This is a genomic window from Caldicellulosiruptor changbaiensis, from assembly GCF_003999255.1.
GTDB classification, from domain to species: domain Bacteria; phylum Bacillota; class Thermoanaerobacteria; order Caldicellulosiruptorales; family Caldicellulosiruptoraceae; genus Caldicellulosiruptor; species Caldicellulosiruptor changbaiensis.
The window spans coordinates 1928167-1948227 of sequence record NZ_CP034791.1; the positions used below are offsets into that span (position 1 = coordinate 1928167).

Below are 20061 nucleotides of genomic sequence, written 5' to 3' on the forward strand. Positions count from 1 at the left end.
CTAAATTTCTATTTACCTACTTATTATTGATTGCCGAACAGAATTTCATATGTTGCATTAGCAATTGCTATGTCACACTGTGCCCAGAACCTGTGATATCTGAACTCCGGTACCTGCCCTGACTTGTATGCCGCCTCTAACTTCGGCCAATCAGGATCTTGTTTGTACTTGCTCCTTATGTCTATAAACTTAACTCCACTCTTTATTACATCTCCATTCGGCATCTTCCCTGTCCAGCCTGCCGGAATGTATACCTCTTGCTCAAAGAACCTCTTGTAGTCCGCTCTCTTCTCTGGCGCTGATAAACCTTTCTCATCCCTGTATAACTTCCACATCCTGTCCAGCAATTCCTTCGCTAAATTCTTCGCTTCCTCATCAAATACCCCATACTTCTTCGTCCCTGCACTGTAATAAAGTAGTGCATTCGCAAGTGATGCCGTTATTCCTAAATCCGTCCCATAATCTACTACCTTCACATGCAAGTTCGGATTACCTGTATATGTCCCATTCCATGTGTCTGGCTGCCCACTCCAATCAAGCGTCGACGGTATCGCAAATGTACCATCACTGTTCAACTTCACTACACTCTTTATCCAGCTTACCCACTTCTCAAGCAGTGCTCCTGCATCCTTATCCCCTGTCACATAGTAATACTCCGCTACCCTCTGCATCGACCATGCCTGGAATCCAAACCATGTATTGCTACCCGGGTCCCTATACACAGGGTTCGGTTCATACGCCATCCCATAAAATGTCGCTGTACCTGCCGGATATTTCTCGTACCTGCCATTCCATGAATTTGTCGCGCCTCCTGCTATCGCTCCCTCCGCTGACTGCAACCACCTGTAAAATTCTATCTGCCTCTTCAAACTCTTCGCCCAGTCACTCACTCCGTTCGGTGACTTCGGCTTCATATCACTATCATTTGCTAATGCCCATGCAGCCATCGGATTCTGATATCCAAAGTGCGCATGACTGCAACCTATCTTCCATGACCATGCACCATCAAGTGCTCCGCCCCATGCATAATACCATGATAACAGATAATGTGCACTGTCATACCCTGTTCCTCCAGCTGCATTCTTGTCCTGACATCCTAATGGCTTGAAATACTTGTCAAACATCGCATACCTCAAATAGTCTCCCATCTTCGCTGCCTTCGCTACATAGCTGCTTATCTCATTAAACTTACCTTGCTCCTTCGCCCATACCTTCGCCCAGTAAGTAGCCTGAATAGCTCTCGCATCCGCATCCGGTGCGTTCGTATACCTCCACTGCTTCGAATAGTTCTGATCCTTAATAAACAGATCTAAAAATCCATTCGGTCCGCCCCATTTGAATTCCTCCCAGCTCGGATGCGGTACAGTCTCCCATACAGACTCCTCAGGCCCTCTCTGGAACGTGTTGATAAATGATGCACGGCTCACTCCGTCCCCTCTCTTGCCATATCCATACCAGTTGTCTACGTCCATCAACCAGTGCATACCATACATCAATGTGCTACCATATGTGCTCACAAGCTCATTATGCAACGGATCCTTCCCAACAGGTACATTAAACTCAAGCGGCGATGGATACTTGTCCGGTGTCTCCCACTCACCTGCATACGTCGCTGGCTTGTTAGGATCATATGTCCTCATCGGCTGATCTTCAGCCGACGGTATCATATACTTCTCTAATGTGTCCCATGCCGTCTTAAACTTGCTCCAATCACCTGTTAACTTCCCATACACTGCCTCAAGCCATACATAGTACGAAAATGCTTCACTCGTGGTCAAATGACCATAATCAGGTGCTTCGCATATCAATGTCTCTATCGAATGATATGGTATCCCATCCTGGTTAAAATACCCATTCGCAGGATCATGTATCTTGTTCCACAACCACATAAACCTCTGCCCATATTCTCCAAGACCGCTAGGTGTGCCGCTCGGTGTAGGTGTAGGCGCAACTGTCTGCGTCGGCGTTGGAGTTGACGTTGGGGTTGGAGTTGGAGTTGGGGTTGACGTTGGTGTTGGTGCCGGGGTTGGAGTAGGTGTTGGTGTTGCTGTAGGTGCTGGTGCAGGTGTCGCTCCACTCGGCTCCTGTCCCCATACCAGCACTCCATCTATATACGCCGTTACCTTCTCATTCTCTCCATAACTCGTCATGCTCTGTAACCATGACCAGTCATTCCCCTGATTGTAATTGCTCCAGTCATCCTTGTTAAACCTTATCTGTATCTCTCCTGTGTCCTTCCCAGGCTGTAACTGCCCAGCTCCACTCTTAAATCCTATCTCTAAATAATAGTCCGCTCCTTCTACACTACTGCTCAGCTTCACAAACTTGAATGTTACATTGCTTGCCCCTATCTGTGCCCAGTCCGATATCGCACTCTGTGCCCTCTCCTCATCCACCGTGTACCAGTACCTTATCGTTACCCTGCTCAAATCTATGCTACTGCTACCACTATTCACTACCTTCAACCAAGGCCTTATCGTGTTAGTTGTGCTATTGGTCTCCTTGTTCGCATACAGTACCTTTATCTGCCCACTTGTCGCAGGTGTGCTGACAGGTGTCGGTGTTGCTGTTACTGTCGGCGTAGGTGTCACTGTTGGGGTCGGCGTCGGTGCAACCGTCGCTGTCGGTGCAGGTGTAGCTCCACTCGGCTCCTGTCCCCATACCAGCACTCCATCTATATACGCCGTTACCTTCTCATTCTCTCCATAACTCGTCATGCTCTGTAACCATGACCAGTCATTCCCCTGATTGTAATTGCTCCAGTCATCCTTGTTAAACCTTATCTGTATCTCTCCTGTGTCCTTCCCAGGCTGCAACTGCCCCGCTCCACTCTTAAATCCTATCTCTAAATAATAGTCCGCTCCACTTACGCTACTGCTCAGCTTCACAAACTTGAATGTTACATTGCTTGCCCCTATCTGTGCCCAGTCTGATATCGCACTCTGTGCCCTCTCCCCATCCACCGTGTACCAGTACCTTATCGTTACCCTGCTCAAATCTATACTACTGCTACCACTATTCACTACCTTCAACCACGGCCTTATCGTGTTTGTCGTGCTGTTTGTCTCCTTGTTCGCATACAGTACCTTTATCTGCCCACTCGTCGCAGGTGTGCTAACAGGTGTAGGCGTCGGTGTCGGTGTTGGTGTTGCTGTTGGAGTCGGGGTTGGTGTTGGAGTTGGTGTTACTGTTACTGTCGGTGTTGGCGTCGGTGTCGGGGTTGGCGTCGGTGTCGGTGTTGGAGTCGGGGTTACACTTGCAGTTGGTGTTGGTGTTACTCCAGATGTACCTGGCTCTTCACCCCATACCTTGATATCTCCATCATATAATGGTATATATTTCGTTTTAACAACTGAACCACTTGAAACTCCCTTTATATCCTGGAATGAATAGTCGTTAGAATTATCCCACTGTACATTCTGTGGCGCTGCAATTCTGAATTGAACTTCTTTCTTATATTTGTCTTGGCCACCTGGATAAATCAATGTGCCAGTAAAGTCTACTAAAATGTAGTATATATTTTTGCTTGCATCCCACACATAAGGTCCACTTACTTTTGCACCTTGATTATAATTGGTACTCAAGGTTAATTGATCTGGTGAATATCCTGCTTTAATTAATTCGCTCAGATCAACAAAATATCTAAATTTAAGCTTATCTGTTGCTCTTGCGGGCCAACCACTCTGATTATTAACAATCGCCTTAATTTCAATAAAGTTTGTTCCAGAAGCATTTATACCAGCTTCAACAAAGAACTCATCATTTGTTGGTGTTTCAATTGCTTTGAAGTCAGGTATTGGATTTCCACCATATAATAAGTACATCTTTGCCAATGCACCAACAAATCCTGCGTTGTAGTCACATGCTACCTCATTATTCACATAGTTGCTAATGTCATCTGTATAGCTATCATCAGAGCCTGGACCACCAACAAGCGCTCCATATAATGTATGTCTATGATATGAAGGTATACTCTGACTGTCTGCCCATGAGCTATGAGCAGTTCTGTGATGCGGTCTCTTTGGTGGATTTGTGCCAAATCCACCAACAAAGCTTCTTCCAGTTGAGCCTAATGCATAATCAATTTGGCTTTCTCCAAATTTTCTATATGTTTCTTTTTTACCAGTAGGGCAACCAGACCAATCGCTATAAACAAATGCTAAAAACGCTGTAGTTGTTGCATATCTCAAAGAACCCCATTGATCAAGCCATGCTAATCCTTTCGGAGTATACTTTATCCTTTCGCCGTTATACCCTGTAGTCCAGTAATCTAAGTGACTCTCAATAATTTGTTTATAAGTATCCTTGTCGGTAACTTTTGCTAACAATAATGCCGCTCCATTGTGAACATCATCCCAGCAATGAGCCCATTTGTAGTCAATTGTGTTACTACCTGAAATTTTTGGCCAATTTTGGACATATGACTCAGCTTTTGTTAGATATGTTGAATCATTTGTTGCTAAATACAACCAAACTGCTGCCCAAGAAAGCTCATCATAGAAACCGCTCCATGAATTATAATATCCATTTGCTGCCGTGTAACCAGAATCGCTTTTTGTCACTTCTGCAAACTCATATAAATCTTTTGCATGTTGCAGATATGTTGCTGCTTTAGTGGGATTTCTGTCTTTCAAAACAATTGAAGCTGCTGCTAAGGAAGCTGCCGTCTCTGCTACTACCGCAGAACCTGGACTGCTCTGGGTGACCTTAAATGAAGGTCTCTCCATTTGCATAACCTCAGCAGGCCCCCACCATGCATGATCTTTACTTCCATCTCCAACCTGGTAATAGTATACATATTTGCTTGGATGGCATTTTACAAAATAGTCATTAACCCATTCGATTTGGTTTAAGATATGTTCCAATTGACCACTCTTGACAAATGCATCTTTGTATTCATACACTGCCCATGACAACATTGTACCAGTATACGACATTGGAAGGTTAAACTTGACGTGATCACCTGCGTCAAACCAACCACCTGTCAAATCAAGCCCATTGTCTTGACCATCCTTTAATGCTGAATCACCACGCCAGTTGTTGCGTACCCAATTCGGAAGTTTACCAGACATTTGAAATTCGTAAAACATGATAGCTTTTTGTAAAGCTTCCCCATAGTTAAACGAACCAGCCCGAACCTCCTGCCATGGTTTAACCCCATATACCACTCCTAAAATAAATATGAAGGTTACAACCATTGCAATAACTCTTCTGTAACGCTGCATAAAATCTCTAACCCCCTCATTCAGTTTATTATAATTTTCGATTTCAATTATATACCCAAAATACGTGCATGCCAATTGATTTTTTTTGTCTAATTTGTTTGTTTAATTGTCAAAAACACACTACGCTATTTCTATTTTCCTTCCTTATACGTACTTTTATTTCTCATATTCTTTTTATTACAAAATTATAACACAAATGTTTCTAATATTTTGCATTATTTTGCTCTATGGAGGTCAAGAAAATACAACAAAATAATTTGATATTAAATGGAATCGACATAGATATGTTCGCTGTAGAAAAGATTGTTATATTTTATTGAATAACTTTATGATGTGGCATAAACTTTTTTTCAGAAACTAAACAAAGTTAATATATTGGCTGCCTTTGCACGGCAGCCAATATATTATATATAGAATATATTAAAAAGAGGGGGTTAGGGGATAGCTTTTTTCAGCGTTACAGAAGAATTTATTTAAATTTTAGATTAATACCTTCTTTAAATCTTTATGTATGGTTTAGTACATTTTTTATTTTCATTCTAAAAAAACGGCGTCTTGCCAGACGCCGTTTCTAACCATTTCTCAAATCTCTCTAAAACCTGAGTTGGTTTCGGCAGCCTGGCAACCATAGGAAACTTTCCTTCCGACAGGCCCATGGCTTTGCGCCCCTGCCTTTCGACAGGTTTGCCCTTTCGACACATGCTTTACTTATTTTTGAAAACTTTGTTCAGATAAGCATTCTTTGTGTATAATTTTTCTGTAGTTTCTTCTGATTATATTATCGCATAAATTTTTAAATTTTCAATAGCTTTTTGAAAAAGGATAGTGTCAAGAGTTTGTAGGAAAAAATTTTTTATTAGAATACACCTGCATTGTAGAAGCCACAACTAATCAAAGACTTTAATGCTCTTCGCGACTGGCTAACTTTACCATTTGCTATAACTGGTATATTATTCCACTTTTCGATACCTTTTCGTACTCTCTTCCCGTTCTTTATAATTCCTCTTGCTATTTCTTTAACTTCTTGCCTATCAAACTTCTTGGCTTTTATATTCTCTAAATATACATTCATAAGTTCAAAACCATTGTATTTTAAACTCAATAGCTTTACGGTAGTCTCTGCTATATCTTCGCTCCATCCTCTTGGTCTTGAACTCATCCTCTTAGCTAATACATGACTTACATGCCCTTCTGCACTACATCCCTTTATCTTAATATTCGCTGCTTCTAATACTATATTATCCCAGTGGGAGTTAAAATAAAATTGCGTCTGATATATAATAGAATCATAAGGGAGGTTGGTTACAATGGATAAAAATACCTACTATGAAACTGTTAAAAATATAGCCATAGAAAAAGTATTAGACCAATATTTCTAAGCAGCAAGATCCTTCTTTTTAAGCTTTAAAAAACTATTAGAAGAATTACTTGATTAGTTTATGTTGCAAGTAAAGAGAAATTTATCTTTCAAAAAATGAAAAAGATAAAGGCAATGGTTTTTATGAAAGAAAACTTGCTACACATATTGGCAGTTTACAAATCTCTGTCCTAAAAGCTTTTTCTGGTGATTTTAGACCCAATATTCTTCCTGAGCCTTATAAAAGAGTAGATGAATCATATACTGACCTTCTTATGTCCCTTATTGTCAATGGAGACTTACAATCTTCTCTTCTAAATACTTTAAAAACTTTAGATCTTCCTTATTCTGAAGAAGAACTTTCTAAGATTAAAGATAATCTCAAAAATGAATTAGAACTTTTCAAACAGCGCGAACTTTCTCAAGAGGCTTTTGCCATTTTAATAGATGCTTATCACTGTGAAATTAGAGCCACAATCTAAAAAAAAAGCAACTTGTTATGTTGTTTTAAGCATTGACTTAGATGGAAAAAAAGATATCTATGGAGTATACACATTCTTTGGTAAAGAAAACAGAGCCGATTGGAATAAAGTATTTGAAGATTTAATCGAAAGAAGCCTTAAAAAAGTTGCAATTGTCGTAAGTGATGATTTTCCAGGTATCATTGAAACAGTGAAAGTTTTGTATCCGTTTGCTGACTATCTGCTTTGTTTTGTTCATTTACAGAGAAATATTAAAAAATATATGTCCAAAAAGTAGATTCTCAGTCTTTCAACAAAGAACTTGATAAAATAAAACTATCTTCAACAATAGACGAAGCTATTTCAAAGTTTCAAGAGCGCTGTAGAAAGATATAAAAGTAAGTATCCTCGTTATATGAATCTTTTACTTGATAAAGCAGAAATTTTATTTTGCTTCTGCAAAATATCCTGAAGGAATTAGAAAGTATATTTATACTTACTGTTGCTGTAGAAAGTGTAAATAGTATGATTGAAAAGACTAGAATAAAGTCAGGTGGTTATTTTAATTCAGTAGAAACTTTAGAAATTAACAATCTGTCTTCAAAGAGAAAATTTAATAAAGACAAAATGGAAAAAACCTGCTTAAACGATAGCTGTACATTCCTATGATATCCAGCAAATTTTCCAGTTAAAATACCTTGTCCAGACACAAAATTCTTGACAAGTCTCGACGAAAAAAGGTGAAAGAAATTTGTATGACTATGAAGCTCTTATACCCTTTTGTGAATTTCAACTTGACACTAAATATCTTTTAGATAAGGAAAGCCTTCCAAAAGAGGTGTATGAGCATATGAAAAGATACAACCTTCCACGTTATGAGTGGAAATATTATAGATGTTGCAACAAGAATAAGTCTTACAGCTTGATTCTATCGAGCTAAATTCTACATTTGGGTTTATGTTTATAACGTTAGTAACCTTGTGGTTAAGAACACATTAATGTAAGAAATCCAATAAAGATTAGATCAGGCAATGGTATGGAGTTCTGTGTAAGGAGTAAAAGAAAAGTGGAGGAGTGGAATGAGATGTTGTTATTTTGGGAAGTAGAGCTAAGTCCCATTCCTCCAAAAGCAAAACATCTGATGGGAATAATTGAGAACTCACCTAGAGCAGATGATGAATATTTCCTAATGATTTATGCTGAAAGATGCAAATCGAAAGGTGAATTTTATGGAAAGAGCCCAAAGGTGGCAGAATACGTGGAACTTTTATAGCCCTCATAATGGTAAAGGAATGAATGGGAGGACACCGTTTAAAAAGTTCAGAGATTCAAAACTTCTGGTCTCCTCCCATGTATTTCTATTTCCAACTTTATTACTTGAGGATGTTTTGAAAAAAGTAGTGACTTTCTGCTCCCTATTTAGTAATAAATTAGGTGGTAAATATGTCTTCACCACGTGCCATTAATATGTTCACAACCTGTAATGACAAAGAGAGGCTAATCTCCTTTTTTGGATAGATTAGCCTCTTTTCTTATAAATTTGTATTTGTTATTATCTTAAAACGGCCTTTTTAACAACAACGTCATTAATCCTTTTCTCAAATGGAGTAGTATATGACGTTCCACTCACAATTAAATTTATCTGCGAAATATTAAAACTAACTTTTGCAGCTGTTTGATTAGGTTTTACTTTAAAATTCACAGTTTGTAAAGCTACTCTCAAGCCAGTGCTGTCAACCCTTGTGTTTCTATCAACTGTAAGTTTTAGTGGGAATGTTACATTCGTTATTATTGCATTTGCAGGTTCCATTTCAATCATAATTTCTATTTTCGCAGAACTATCATATGAAAACAATCCCATATCATCTATTTTTACTGATAAATTAGCTGTAGAATTATCCGAAATCATTTTCTTTGTGATACTAAAGCCTTCTATAATATTGCTTGAGTCAAAAACAAATAAACTAATAGGTGTTAAATTCAACACTTTGGGTGTTTCATTAATTTGGTAATTGAGAACAGGATTCAAAGTAATACTTCCTACATTGGTAAAAGTCACTCTGTAATCAATAGTTACACTTGTAGGTGTTGGTCCAGAATCAACTGCATAATTAAATGCAGGATTGGAGGTTGACACCTTTTGTAGTGTTACTCCCTCGTTATTCAATGACAGAACAAAATTGTTTATTACGGTAACTATATCCAACGACTTACCATATGCACTAATGGTCAATTTTGCATTATATGGTGTATCAGGTTCAACAATGTTTCCTGTTCCTATTATCTGGAAAGTTGCACTTATTCCTGGCCTTCTCACAAATTCAACCTGCCCTAAATTCAATTCGAGCGTTCCGCTTGTTTCTCCATTTACTGTATCGTAACGCTTATAAGTGACTGTAACTTTTCCAAGATTATATATACCTTCTACATTGGAAGAAATCTTAAATGACAGCTCTTGTGCTGAAGGCGTTCCTCCACCATTTGTAAATGTAATTGGATTGAAACTACCTTTCAATTTACCATTTTCTACAGTCCATCCGCTTGGCATTGAAGTTACTGTAAGCCCTGCTGGAATAGGATATTCAACTGTTATATTATCATAACTTACAGCCATATTAATTATTCTAAAGATATCTTGTAGTATTGAATTTAATGCATTTGTATTTGAAATATAGTAGGCTTTTCCATTGCCTGTGCTTGCCATATCATCAATGAAATCTCTATCAATATCAGCACCTGTTGTATCAACACCTACAACAAAAACCTTTGTACCATTTTGAGCTAAGCTCTGCACTGCTGAAAGAGTCTTAGATTTGGACACTGAATCGGATTGATTACCCGGACCCGTTATAACTGGATAACCATTCCTTGTTTCACTTGTCATATAAAAGGTTGGCATACCATCAGTGACCATAATAACATATTTTTCGTTTCCTGAAGGTGAGGAACTGAGAAGAGTATTTGCTTTATTCAAAGCTGCTTCCATATTAGTTCCACCATAAGCTGACATATTATCTATTAATCCCTTTACTGTATTAACACTACTACCGTTTGTTAAATCAACTAAGTTAGTTGTAGATGTATTTGAGGTAGAGTATGGACCATAATAAGTTGTGTTAATTTTGCGATAATATCTCGAACCATCATTCACATAACTATCAAAATCAATTAAACCTAATTTATCCCCTGTTTTTGCTGAACTCTTAAAACTATCAATCAAATTTTTGGCAGCATCTTTAGCTGCAGTCATCTTACCTCTGTCTTGCATAGAACCTGATGAGTCAATAATGAGTACAACAGACACAGGTGACCTTTGAACATTGATTTGCCCTGTAGGTGTTAATTTAAGTTTAACTTCAATATCCTCACCTAAATAGCTCTTTGTTTTAGTAGGTCCACCACTTAGCTGAATGCTTACAGACGAAGTATCTCCTGCTTTTACCGTAGGCAACATAAATGAAGTTATGTTCAACAAAGAAAGAACAAATACCACTATCAACGATAATGCTAAACTTCGTCTTTTCATTTTTAATTACACCTCCTTTATCTTCTCCACGCATAATACCAAACTTATGATGCCCCTCTTTAATTTTTTACAGTACTCCTACTCTATTTATACCACAAATTTTAATCATTGACAACCTGTCTTTTACTTTTTATTTTTATATTGGTCTTTACTGTATTTTCATAAAATGTTGTAACAAAAGGTATTTCTACTATATCATTTGTGTCAATCCCTTTTATGAAGAAATTATACAGCTGTCCTAACTTGTCTGCATCACTGCTAAAATTAGCATAATTGAAATAATACATAAGTTGAGCAGATACACCTTTGCTGTATTCCAAAGTTAAGTTGCCATTACCACTTACAACTATATCCCCCCCTGCTATTATATTCCCCTTCAAGACTTTAGCATTAGTGTCACTATTTTTCAAAATCAGGCTACCTTTTGTAACAATCAACACATTCTCTATACTACTTATTGGTATGCCATTCCATGTCGGCAGACCAAAATCAATTTCTTCTACATTGTTTTTACTAAGAATTATTAAGTTCTTGTTATCATATAACACCACTCTATCAGTATTAAGTGCATCAAAATCTACAAAATCTTCTAAAGTGAATTTGTCTTTATTCTCTACAAGTCCTTTATTTATTAGATTAAGTTCACTTAAAAACTCTTCCTTCTTTGGATCAATTACATTATATGTAATTTCATTCTTCAAATACTCTGAAGAAGAAATTGTTTCTCCTAAATTCACAAACTCTCTACTCCCACTGCTTCCAATAGTATTCTCTATCTTATATTTATTAAATAAATTTAAAATTCTTCTTGCTAAATAAAGCTTGCCATTTGCATTCAAAAAATAATTAAAATAACTGGTATCATTGGGATTTGATGGATTAAAATTGATATTCCCCCCACCCACAATAATATTAGATGCTCCCATATTGTATGGCGTGTCAAAGTCATCAGGATCTTCTTTGTTTGCCACCAAATAATGTAATACGAAATTTATTGCTCTTTCTTCACCTGTCAGTATAAAACCACTTTCTGAATTGACATCCATATCATATAGATCAATGTCAACCTCTTCTGTAGGACTGACCTTAACTTTAAAGGGTTTGAAGTAATTGGAATTAAATAAATCTGCTGTTGTAAAACCTGCTAAACTTCCGTTTAAACCAAGTGTATTTAGTAGAGTCATTAAATCTGAGGATGGTAAATTGAAATACTGATATATAGTGAAATTTGGAATGAGTGAAGAACTTTCAGGCATTCTAAAAAGCTTGTCCTTCCCACTTTCATCAACTCTATGAACCTCATCTACAAAAGCAACTCCCATCAGAACTATGTTTCTACCAATTGTAAGTTTAGCAGTGTCTTCATTAATAACAATCGAAGAGCTGCTGTTATAGTTATAAGGCGTATCACCAGTACCTAAACCAATTAACGAATTTGAGATATTTATATTACTGTTTTGTGCGTACATCGAAACATTGTCCATTATATAAGCGTTCCCATTAATTGATATTACTGAGTTTTGAGCTGGATTTTCTGTAACAATACTATGACAATATACATCACCATTGACAGTGATATTGGAGTTCTGAGCACATGTTTTAATAAATCCACCATACAATGCATATTTATCTCTCAAAAATGTTGGGGGTGTTGGAGCATCAGGATTTACATCTGAATAACCCACATATACATCAGCACCATCAATATCTATATTTCCACTTTTACTACTTGATGATGCCAAAATATTCAGTATTTTGCTCTTTGTTTCACTATCAACAGGATTAACTCTTGCACTTGAGGACAGGTTACTTAACTGGTCAGTGGTTATACCCGCCAAAATTCCACCGAAATTTTCAGAAGGGTTTGAAATTCTTATATCATTTGCTGTCCCTCTTACATATACTTTCCCCTTTCTTATATTAAACCAGTTATTATTATTGAGTAAAATGAGGTTTCTTCCCGCAAAAATAGTATAATCAAGTATTCTATTAAAGCTTCGTTTTATTGTCCTTGAAGTAAAATTAAGTGCACTGCTTTTATAAGGGAAGATATTAAAGTCGACTCTTAAGATTCTTTTGGTCTTTTCCTTTAACAAATCTACTTTAACATACATGGTCACTTCAATAGGCTTTTCGATCTCTGTCGATGATGTATGAAGATTCATATCAGAGGAAGGATTAAATTCTATATCTACGCTGACATTTGGATTGTTAAAATCTATCATCTGTATAAATGAATAAAGGTCATTACTACTGCTTCTCCAGTTATCAATAGTGTAGGTAAAACCAGCTACAGTAAACTCAAGTTTTGGTCGTTCGTCAGCTGTTCCGCTATTAGTGAAAAAATTAGCCATGTATTCTTTGAACTTGCTTAAGAATTTTTCCTTAACCTTCTGTTCATAATCCTGCCTTAAAGAATTCATCGCTGCGTCATACTGAGCCTTAGTTATACTTCCATTCATATAATCCACATAAAACTGAGATTCTCTCTCTTGGTAGTCTTTCAATATATCTGCCACATCTGGATGCTGGGTATTTAATACACCACTATCTAAAAATACATAGTCATTAGCCATTTGGCGGGCTTTGTCGGCAACCATGTCAAGGTAATACACTACCCTTTCAAAAGCACTTTCAGCATCATAGTATGCTCTATTTTTTGCATAATACCCTTTACTTACTTTCAGTGACGACATTGCTAATTCCATAAGTCCTATCGACATTATAAACATCACAGCTATGAAGATAATAGTAAGTATAAGCGTAGACCCTTTAAAATCTTTTTTAATTCTCATGATTATTTCACCCTATATGAATAATAAGTGGTATACTCCTTTACTAACTCACCGTTTATGTTATATACTTTAAGCTCTATTTTCTTTACCTTTTCAGTTTCTGTCAAAGCTGCATGCCTTGCTGAATTTTCATAAACTATAAATGGTGTAGTAGCAATTATCTTTATATTATTGCCTATATTTGTGAGCCATAAGTTAAACATATTTTGTGTGAGCTTTTCATGTATATTATCGTAAACCCCATCAATTATTACATACAAATAATGTGATGTTGAATTTGAAACAAATTCTCCACCAAGCTTTGCAGGATTAGAAACATTTCCACTTACTATACTAGCAATTTGAGCATTATTGAGATAAAAGGTATATATGGCTTGTTTACTTGCTTCATCATATTTTATATTTAACTTCAGCTTATCAAACGAGGTAGAAGAAATATTACGAGTATAAGTTGTATGTGTTGCTATATTCTCAATTTGTAAAACCCCCGAGGAATCTAAAAACATCCTAAAATCTATTTCACTGTTTTGTATGTTTTGGATTGTCCCTGTCTTATATGTATCATCTACACTATAATCAACTCTGTAGTTTCCTATATTCAATGCACCATTCCCATATACATTTTGATATACCAATGTTTCCACTGCTTCATTAATCACCTGGGCTACCTCTAAAATCCTTTTAGCACTCACATTAACTTTTATGGACTGCTGTATCAAAAGAACTATAGGGGTAACAAGCAGAGCAAATATTGCTACTGCTACAATAACTTCAATAAGCGTATATCCATTAAACTCCCTCTTCATCTCTGCTATGTCACCCCACATTATTTCCTAATAACTTGAACATTAGAACCTTTTGTCACCACATTAACACGTGGTTTTTGTTTATCATCATTCAAAATATACACTTTTGTAATTTTGTCTGTTGCGTTATTAACAGTCATCGTTACAACATTCTTGTCATCTTTGAATTTTCGCGGAGTTGAAAATATCACGATTAGAATATAGTTACTACTATTTGGCACAAACTCCTCTCCATTTCCATCTTGAGGGAAGATACTCCCTTCTGTTCCCATTTTAAAATAATACTTATTATCTCTTTTTTCTAACCTAATATATGCATTCTCTATGTTTTTCTTGGCTCCAAAGATAGAACCCTTCCCTGTCTTTTCAAGGCTTATGTTTGTTGTAGGTGAATACAATGTAGAAATGGTCGCCACAAAATCAGCTTTGTTAAAATCAATATTTTGCTCAGTTTGTTGGGTTGAAGATTGCTGAGCATTATTGGATTTCTCTTTCGTTTGTGAATCAGTGGGGGTAACAGAAGTAATCTGTCCTTGCTGCTTTACAGTGGCATTATCTGTTCTTTCCATTTTTAATGCTGACTGAGCGGGATTTTCATTTTTTTTTATACTCTCTTCAGTGTAATTGAACTTTATCTTAGGCGCTGTGCCACCTTTAAAGATATCACCCTTGCCTGTTGGCATTCTAAATTGTGGCCACTGTCTCGGCTGAGCTAAATTGTCTTCAAAACCATAAAACCTTATTTCAAAACTTGCGGCAATTTTGTCATTTGCATTGCTAAGAGTAATACCATCTAAGGAAAATAAAGGTGAAAAATCTTTTTGGAGATAGAGAAGTTTTTTAAAATTAGCATATGTTATCTGCCAATTTTGCTTTGAAGAATAATAGTATGCATTTACAATATTAATATTATTTATACTTGTATTTACCTTTTGCTTTTGTGAAAAAGTATAGTCAGATGTCTTAGCCCCTACCATCTCAGAAAGCCTTTTTAAGTCAAGCATACTAAACTTTTCGTCTTGATTAGGCGGAATCTTGTTACTCAAATCTGCGTATAATTCTTCTATCTCTTGCAACCTCTCTTTTGATAAATTATAACTTGCAATTCTTTGATTTATCTCATTTAGCCTATTTTCTAATGTTTGTTTCTCTGACTTTAATTGGCTGAGCTTTTCTGAATAAGGTTTGTAAAAAAAATTATAGAAAGCAACTGCAACAAGAAACATTACCAAAATCATCAGCAACTTTTTATCTCTATCTGTTATTTGCACTTTTTAATCACTTCCCCACTATATCAGCTGTTATTGTTGAAACTTTTGAGTTGTCATCACCTGTTACGCTGTTAAAGCTAACATTCTTAAAGTAATTGCTTGTCTGAAGATTATATACAAATTGCGTAACTGTCTCTAATTTGTCTGCTCTTACTGTACATGTAATCTTGTCCTGTGAAAGATTTAAACTTTCATAACGAATATTTGAAGGTGTTAAATTCTCAAGTTTGTCTAAAATTTCTAAAAGTTTTACATGTGTTTTTGAAATATATTCCAACAATGCTTCCTTTTGAGTATATAGATTTTTCTTTTGAAAAAGCTTCTCAATTTGTGCCATCTGCTGTTGCTTTATATTGATTTCATTGTTCAGTCTTTTGATGTCGTTATTTGTGGTAATAATTTGTGTTGTGTATAATGAGATAATTAGAGCCAAAATACATAGCTCTAAAATTAAAATGAGTGAATATATTCTTATTGTTGCATCTTTCTTTCTAGTAACTCTTTCATATGCTAAAAGTAGATTGATGTCTTTTAAATTCTTAGCCATTTTACAATACCACCTCAAAATCTTAAAAAGCTATATAAGACCGCTCATAACTGTAGAATAATTGCAAATTTCATTTTTGGTCATTACAATCTTTTTATCAATGGATTGCAGTTCTGTTAATAAAACCATCTCACTATTTATTTTTGTTCTTAATATATCGCTGATATCTATATGTTGACAAACCTCACCCATTAGGTATACCTTTGACAATTTCGGGCTTTCTGGATCTTTGCTTCTATAAAATTCATAAAACTTTGATACATTTTCAGCTATTTCATTAATGGTATATGTATAGATATACTCCAAAAATGCTTCTGACTCCTCTTCTTCATTAAACATTCTTTCTAAATCGTAATTAGGAAAAGTTTTTGAAAGGATAATATCTCCTTCATTCACTATTACAGTTGTAATATACGACCTCATAATATTTACTATCATCACCAGCTCTTTTTCTTTTTCTTTCCTAAATCTCCTTTCTATGTTTACAAGCTTAGTGATAGCATTTGGTTCAATATCGATCTTTTTTAACTTCAATCCCAATTTCCTTGAAATATTGATAATATCTTCTATCAATGTTTTTGGCAAAGCTACTAACAATATCTTCTGTTTTTTGACCTTACCCTCATTGAAAACCTTTAGTTGTTTATAATCAATGATATAGTTTTCAATATTAGTTGGAAAATACTGTCTTGCTTCAAATGTTATAAGATTATAAGTCTTTTCCTCATTCAGATAAGGTATAACCATTTCTCTTATAATCATATTTGAAATACCCGTTAAAACCACAATTACATTGTTTTTAGGAAAATTGTTTTTCAAAAAAATATTACCTACCGTTTCGTAAAAAAGATTAGGCTCTAATTTCAAATCGTTTATTATAATATCGTCTTTCGACTGTTCTTCTGCAAATCTATTTACATGTAACGCGTTTGTAAAAGATCCTTCAGCAACTTTTACGTAATTTTTACCAACTTCAAGTGCCACCCTTATACTCATCTTTTCAAAAACCTCTCAATGAAGTATTTTTTAATCATATCGTCTATTATAAACTATTTTGTATGTTCTTGTCTGACCACGAACTCCTAAATCCACTTCATATTCAATTATCAATTGAGGAAAATTATCAAGAACATTAAATCTTAAAACTTTACCTTCTAAGTACAACACTGCTCCACTACTCCCTTTTTCTATTCTTATAGACTTTGACATATGTTCATAATCAATTTTTACCAAAACGCCACTACTTGAAGCATCTTCATATACAATCATATCTACTCTCTTGAAAGAAGGATAATAAACAATGCTTGACTGGTCAGCCATCTGAAGCCACTGCTTGATACTATCTTCAAGCCTTTTTGCCTGTGACTCAATACTTGCAATCTTTGCCTCTTCCTGTGCCACCTTGAAATTGTTTATAAAAAAGCTGTAAAGTGCAGCTACAACTATCCCCACAATTGCAACTACAATTACCATTTCAATTAAAGTAAAACCTCTTTGTCCTCTTCTCATTTGACTTCGACACTCCCCGGTGGCACAGTGTTAAGATAAACTGTTTTTTTGTAGCCTCCGCCTGATTTTGGTACAACCTCTATCCCGTTTCTTACCGAAAAATCTTCAACGTTATTCCTTGCAGCTACTCTATCTGTAAACCTCAATATTTTGCCGTCCGGTTTAAATGTTATATAAGTTGCAACATTACCAGCACTGTCCATTAAAATAGAAGAACCCGAAGCATTCTGAAGTTTTACTGTTTTAGAAACTATCTCTTTGATAACAGTTTCAGTTGCTGGACTCGCAGAAGCATCAAATTTTATAAGCTGAATTTTTAAATTTCTCTCACCTGATATCGGATCAGGAATTTTATAGTTGTCAATTCTTATGTAGTATTTTGACATATGCCCACCTGCTGAAGAGTTATATGTGTCATATTCCATTTCAGAGTCAATCTTTTCATAAAGTTCTCTTATCATTGCTGCAAACTGGTTTGCTATGCTATCAACATCTGCTCTTTTCTTCATTGCTATATAATTTGGAACTGCAATTGATAAAAGTATTGCCAAAATGGCAATAACAATAGCCAATTCTTGCAGGGTAAACCCCTTGAGCTTTTTCATATTATCCCTCTTTTTTAGTTATGTTTAGGATTGTTTTTAACAACAAAAGCAGCCGCTGTAATTGCAACTACAATGTCTACATAAAACTGGTCTTCAAGCTCTGATAATTTTTCAAAAAGCTCGCCTTCTTTAGTCACAAAATATCTTGCGGGCAATCTATTCAGTGCAAGTGCCATGATGTCAAGTTTACATTTTTGACATTTGCAAACATCTATATTTTCAATTACTCTATCAAGCATGTTTGCAACAGCTTCTTCCATGTAGTTTTTTATAGCGTACATTTCAAGTTTATGCCTCCCCTATCAAGTGTGAAAACAATATCACCTTATAAAATGAGTCAAATAGATTTTCAAAATGTAATCACCATATAAAATTGCTACAAAAAGCGCAATTGAGATAAAAGGACCAAAAGGAATCTCTCTTTTGAGCTTTTTCTCACCTTTTAGCAATATAAAAATGGAAAATATTGCACCTATTATAAATGCTAAAAAATTTGCAAGTATAGCCTCACCTATGCTAAAACCAGCACCACCTGCAGCAATTAAAAGAACATCACCAAACCCCATTGCACTTCCTTTTGAGAATATGTATATTGCTAATATCAAAAGCATTGATAAAATAGAACCTAAAAAGATGCTAAATACACTTTTTAAACTAAAGCCTTTTTCAAAGAATACTTGAATGATGCGAAGAGCAAATAGTAATAATATACTCTTTATGGAAATTTCCATTGTGTCAATATCAACAGCTGATATATAAATCAAAATGCAGCCTATCAAAAATGCTAATACCATATTGATTGTCAGTCCATATCTATATAAACAAACTATCCCCACAACCCCCGTTAAGGCTTCAACAATTGGGTATTTTACTGAAATCTTTTCTTTGCAAAATCTACATCTTCCTCTTAAGATAATATAGCTTACAATTGGTATCAAATCATACGGCTTTATTCTATTTTTACATTTAGGGCAGTGGCTCGGGGGGAAGACAATCGACTCCCCCCGAGGAATTCTGTATATACAGACATTTAGGAAGCTGCCAAGGATGAGGGAAAATGACATAATTAAAAAAAAGATATTATTTGTAAGGATTATTGGCATTATTATCTGGATAAGGGTAAATTTGATATACACTGGTATCACTTGGCCCTGCTCCAACATAAACAGTATCTCCCACACTATCTGTCATGTAATAAAAATGCCAAGAATTATTATATCGAACAGCTGGAACCCCACCTGTTAAATAAGTATTGACCCACGGTTCAGTATCAACTTGATTCCAAGTTGTTTGAGTCACAGTATTTCCATCACCAACATATTGTTGTATTGCAGTTGCTATTGATTTTGCGTTTGCTTTATCTGCGTTTATTTTTGCTTTATTAATCTGCTTCAAAACCTGCGGCACAGCAATTGCAATCAATACCGCAATAATTGCCAAAACAACAACCATTTCAATCAATGTAAAACCTTTATTCTTCTTATTTATTTGCTTTACAAGCCAAGCCATCATGTTAAAATCACCCTCCTAATTTTTTATTTATAACTTTCATCAAACTCAGGAAAAAGTTCCCACTTATTTGAATCATCGCCCGCGTAAATCTTTAAAACTGATGACTCATACTTGTAGTAAAAATAGTAATTCTTATTTAACCTTGGCCTTGGCAGGCTTCCTGTGATATATTTACTTAATCTAAACCCGCTTGCGCCACCAATTTGGTCTGAGTCAATTCTGTAGAAATTAGCATCTGGAATAATTTCACTTAAGCTCTTTCCACTCTCTTCCTGCCACATCAAAAACGCATATGCAATGTGGCGAGCTGTTTGGCTGTCTGCTCTTTTTTGAGCATTCTGGATTGCCCTTAAAACCTGTGGTGTTGCAATTGCTACAATCACACCAATTATTGCAATCACAACAACAAGTTCAATCAAGGTAAAACCATTAACCTTTCTTTTCATA

General features: G+C 35.8%; 13 protein-coding genes, 3 pseudogenes and 1 riboswitch. Of the genes and pseudogenes, 2 read left to right on the forward strand and 14 right to left on the reverse strand.

Annotated features, from left to right (window positions below):
* Nucleotides 1–23 precede the first annotated feature (23 nt).
* Nucleotides 24–5225, reverse strand: coding sequence for a glycoside hydrolase family 48 protein (locus tag ELD05_RS09470; RefSeq protein ID WP_127352231.1), 5202 nt, complete (start codon nucleotides 5223–5225; stop codon nucleotides 24–26).
* Nucleotides 5226–5834: 609 nt separating this feature from the next.
* A riboswitch (cyclic di-GMP riboswitch) is annotated at nucleotides 5835–5924 on the reverse strand.
* A gap of 157 nt (nucleotides 5925–6081) precedes the next feature.
* A pseudogene (locus ELD05_RS09475) lies at nucleotides 6082–6486 on the reverse strand (UPF0236 family transposase-like protein); the annotation flags it as partial.
* Between the two features lie 46 nt (nucleotides 6487–6532).
* Between ELD05_RS09475 and ELD05_RS09480 the strand changes: the two are divergent.
* Both ELD05_RS09480 and ELD05_RS09485 read left to right on the forward strand, forming a co-directional pair.
* Nucleotides 6533–7764 (forward strand): annotated as a pseudogene (locus ELD05_RS09480) (IS256 family transposase).
* A 9-nt stretch (nucleotides 7765–7773) separates the two neighbouring features.
* Nucleotides 7774–8509 (forward strand): annotated as a pseudogene (locus ELD05_RS09485) (IS481 family transposase); the annotation flags it as partial.
* A gap of 86 nt (nucleotides 8510–8595) precedes the next feature.
* Here ELD05_RS09485 and ELD05_RS09490 read toward each other — a convergent pair.
* The 12 genes from ELD05_RS09490 to ELD05_RS09545 form a co-directional block, all read right to left on the reverse strand.
* Nucleotides 8596–10569, reverse strand: coding sequence for a vWA domain-containing protein (locus ELD05_RS09490; RefSeq protein ID WP_127352232.1), 1974 nt, complete (start codon nucleotides 10567–10569; stop codon nucleotides 8596–8598).
* Nucleotides 10570–10670: 101 nt separating this feature from the next.
* The gene (locus ELD05_RS09495) at nucleotides 10671–13364 is read right to left on the reverse strand and encodes a pilus assembly PilX N-terminal domain-containing protein (RefSeq protein WP_127352233.1); all 2694 of its coding nucleotides are present in this window, start codon (nucleotides 13362–13364) and stop codon (nucleotides 10671–10673) included.
* A gap of 2 nt (nucleotides 13365–13366) precedes the next feature.
* The gene (locus ELD05_RS09500; RefSeq protein WP_164742594.1) at nucleotides 13367–14170 is read right to left on the reverse strand and encodes a type IV pilus modification PilV family protein; all 804 of its coding nucleotides are present in this window, start codon (nucleotides 14168–14170) and stop codon (nucleotides 13367–13369) included.
* Nucleotides 14171–14190: 20 nt separating this feature from the next.
* Nucleotides 14191–15441 carry a type II secretion system protein GspM gene (locus ELD05_RS09505; protein ID WP_127352235.1) on the reverse strand — a complete coding sequence of 417 codons (1251 nt, stop codon included), beginning with the start codon at nucleotides 15439–15441 and terminating at the stop codon, nucleotides 14191–14193.
* 7 nt (nucleotides 15442–15448) lie between these two features.
* Nucleotides 15449–15988, reverse strand: coding sequence for a PilN domain-containing protein (locus tag ELD05_RS09510; protein ID WP_127352236.1), 540 nt, complete (start codon nucleotides 15986–15988; stop codon nucleotides 15449–15451).
* Between the two features lie 30 nt (nucleotides 15989–16018).
* Complete coding sequence (gene pilM, locus ELD05_RS09515) at nucleotides 16019–16984, reverse strand: type IV pilus biogenesis protein PilM (RefSeq protein WP_127352237.1); 966 nt, start codon at nucleotides 16982–16984, stop codon at nucleotides 16019–16021.
* A 30-nt stretch (nucleotides 16985–17014) separates the two neighbouring features.
* Nucleotides 17015–17497, reverse strand: coding sequence for a prepilin-type N-terminal cleavage/methylation domain-containing protein (locus ELD05_RS09520; protein ID WP_127352238.1), 483 nt, complete (start codon nucleotides 17495–17497; stop codon nucleotides 17015–17017).
* Nucleotides 17494–18102, reverse strand: coding sequence for a prepilin-type N-terminal cleavage/methylation domain-containing protein (locus tag ELD05_RS14800; RefSeq protein ID WP_127352239.1), 609 nt, complete (start codon nucleotides 18100–18102; stop codon nucleotides 17494–17496). Before ELD05_RS14800 ends, ELD05_RS09520 begins: the two co-directional genes overlap by 4 nt.
* Before the next feature lie 14 nt (nucleotides 18103–18116).
* Nucleotides 18117–18383: a late competence development ComFB family protein gene (locus ELD05_RS09530; protein WP_127352240.1), complete on the reverse strand. Its 267-nt coding sequence runs from the start codon at nucleotides 18381–18383 to the stop codon at nucleotides 18117–18119.
* Between the two features lie 39 nt (nucleotides 18384–18422).
* A complete protein-coding gene (locus ELD05_RS09535) occupies nucleotides 18423–19205 on the reverse strand; it encodes a prepilin peptidase (RefSeq protein ID WP_127352960.1) in 783 nt (260 codons plus the stop codon).
* Nucleotides 19183–19611 (reverse strand): type II secretion system protein, encoded by a 429-nt coding sequence (locus ELD05_RS09540; RefSeq protein ID WP_241243462.1) that lies wholly within the window; start codon nucleotides 19609–19611, stop codon nucleotides 19183–19185. Before ELD05_RS09540 ends, ELD05_RS09535 begins: the two co-directional genes overlap by 23 nt.
* 26 nt (nucleotides 19612–19637) lie before the next feature.
* Entirely contained in the window at nucleotides 19638–20060 is a 423-nt protein-coding gene (locus ELD05_RS09545; RefSeq protein ID WP_127352242.1) for a prepilin-type N-terminal cleavage/methylation domain-containing protein, read from the reverse strand.
* Between the last annotated feature and the right edge of the window lies 1 nt (nucleotide 20061).

Excerpts from the sequence above, each read along its gene's own strand:
- ELD05_RS09520 (WP_127352238.1), bottom strand. The coding sequence starts at position 17,497 with ATGAGAAGAGGACAAAGAGGTTTTACTTTAATTGAAATGGTAATTGTA.
- ELD05_RS14800 (WP_127352239.1), bottom strand. The coding sequence starts at position 18,102 with ATGAAAAAGCTCAAGGGGTTTACCCTGCAAGAATTGGCTATTGTTATT.
- ELD05_RS09470 (WP_127352231.1), bottom strand. The coding sequence starts at position 5,225 with ATGCAGCGTTACAGAAGAGTTATTGCAATGGTTGTAACCTTCATATTT.
- ELD05_RS09500 (WP_164742594.1), bottom strand. The coding sequence starts at position 14,170 with ATGAAGAGGGAGTTTAATGGATATACGCTTATTGAAGTTATTGTAGCA.
- pilM (WP_127352237.1), bottom strand. The coding sequence starts at position 16,984 with ATGAGTATAAGGGTGGCACTTGAAGTTGGTAAAAATTACGTAAAAGTT.
- ELD05_RS09490 (WP_127352232.1), bottom strand. The coding sequence starts at position 10,569 with ATGAAAAGACGAAGTTTAGCATTATCGTTGATAGTGGTATTTGTTCTT.
- ELD05_RS09545 (WP_127352242.1), bottom strand. The coding sequence starts at position 20,060 with ATGAAAAGAAAGGTTAATGGTTTTACCTTGATTGAACTTGTTGTTGTG.
- ELD05_RS09510 (WP_127352236.1), bottom strand. The coding sequence starts at position 15,988 with ATGGCTAAGAATTTAAAAGACATCAATCTACTTTTAGCATATGAAAGA.
- ELD05_RS09535 (WP_127352960.1), bottom strand. The coding sequence starts at position 19,205 with ATGCCAATAATCCTTACAAATAATATCTTTTTTTTAATTATGTCATTT.
- ELD05_RS09495 (WP_127352233.1), bottom strand. The coding sequence starts at position 13,364 with ATGAGAATTAAAAAAGATTTTAAAGGGTCTACGCTTATACTTACTATT.
- ELD05_RS09540 (WP_241243462.1), bottom strand. The coding sequence starts at position 19,611 with ATGGCTTGGCTTGTAAAGCAAATAAATAAGAAGAATAAAGGTTTTACA.
- ELD05_RS09530 (WP_127352240.1), bottom strand. The coding sequence starts at position 18,383 with ATGTACGCTATAAAAAACTACATGGAAGAAGCTGTTGCAAACATGCTT.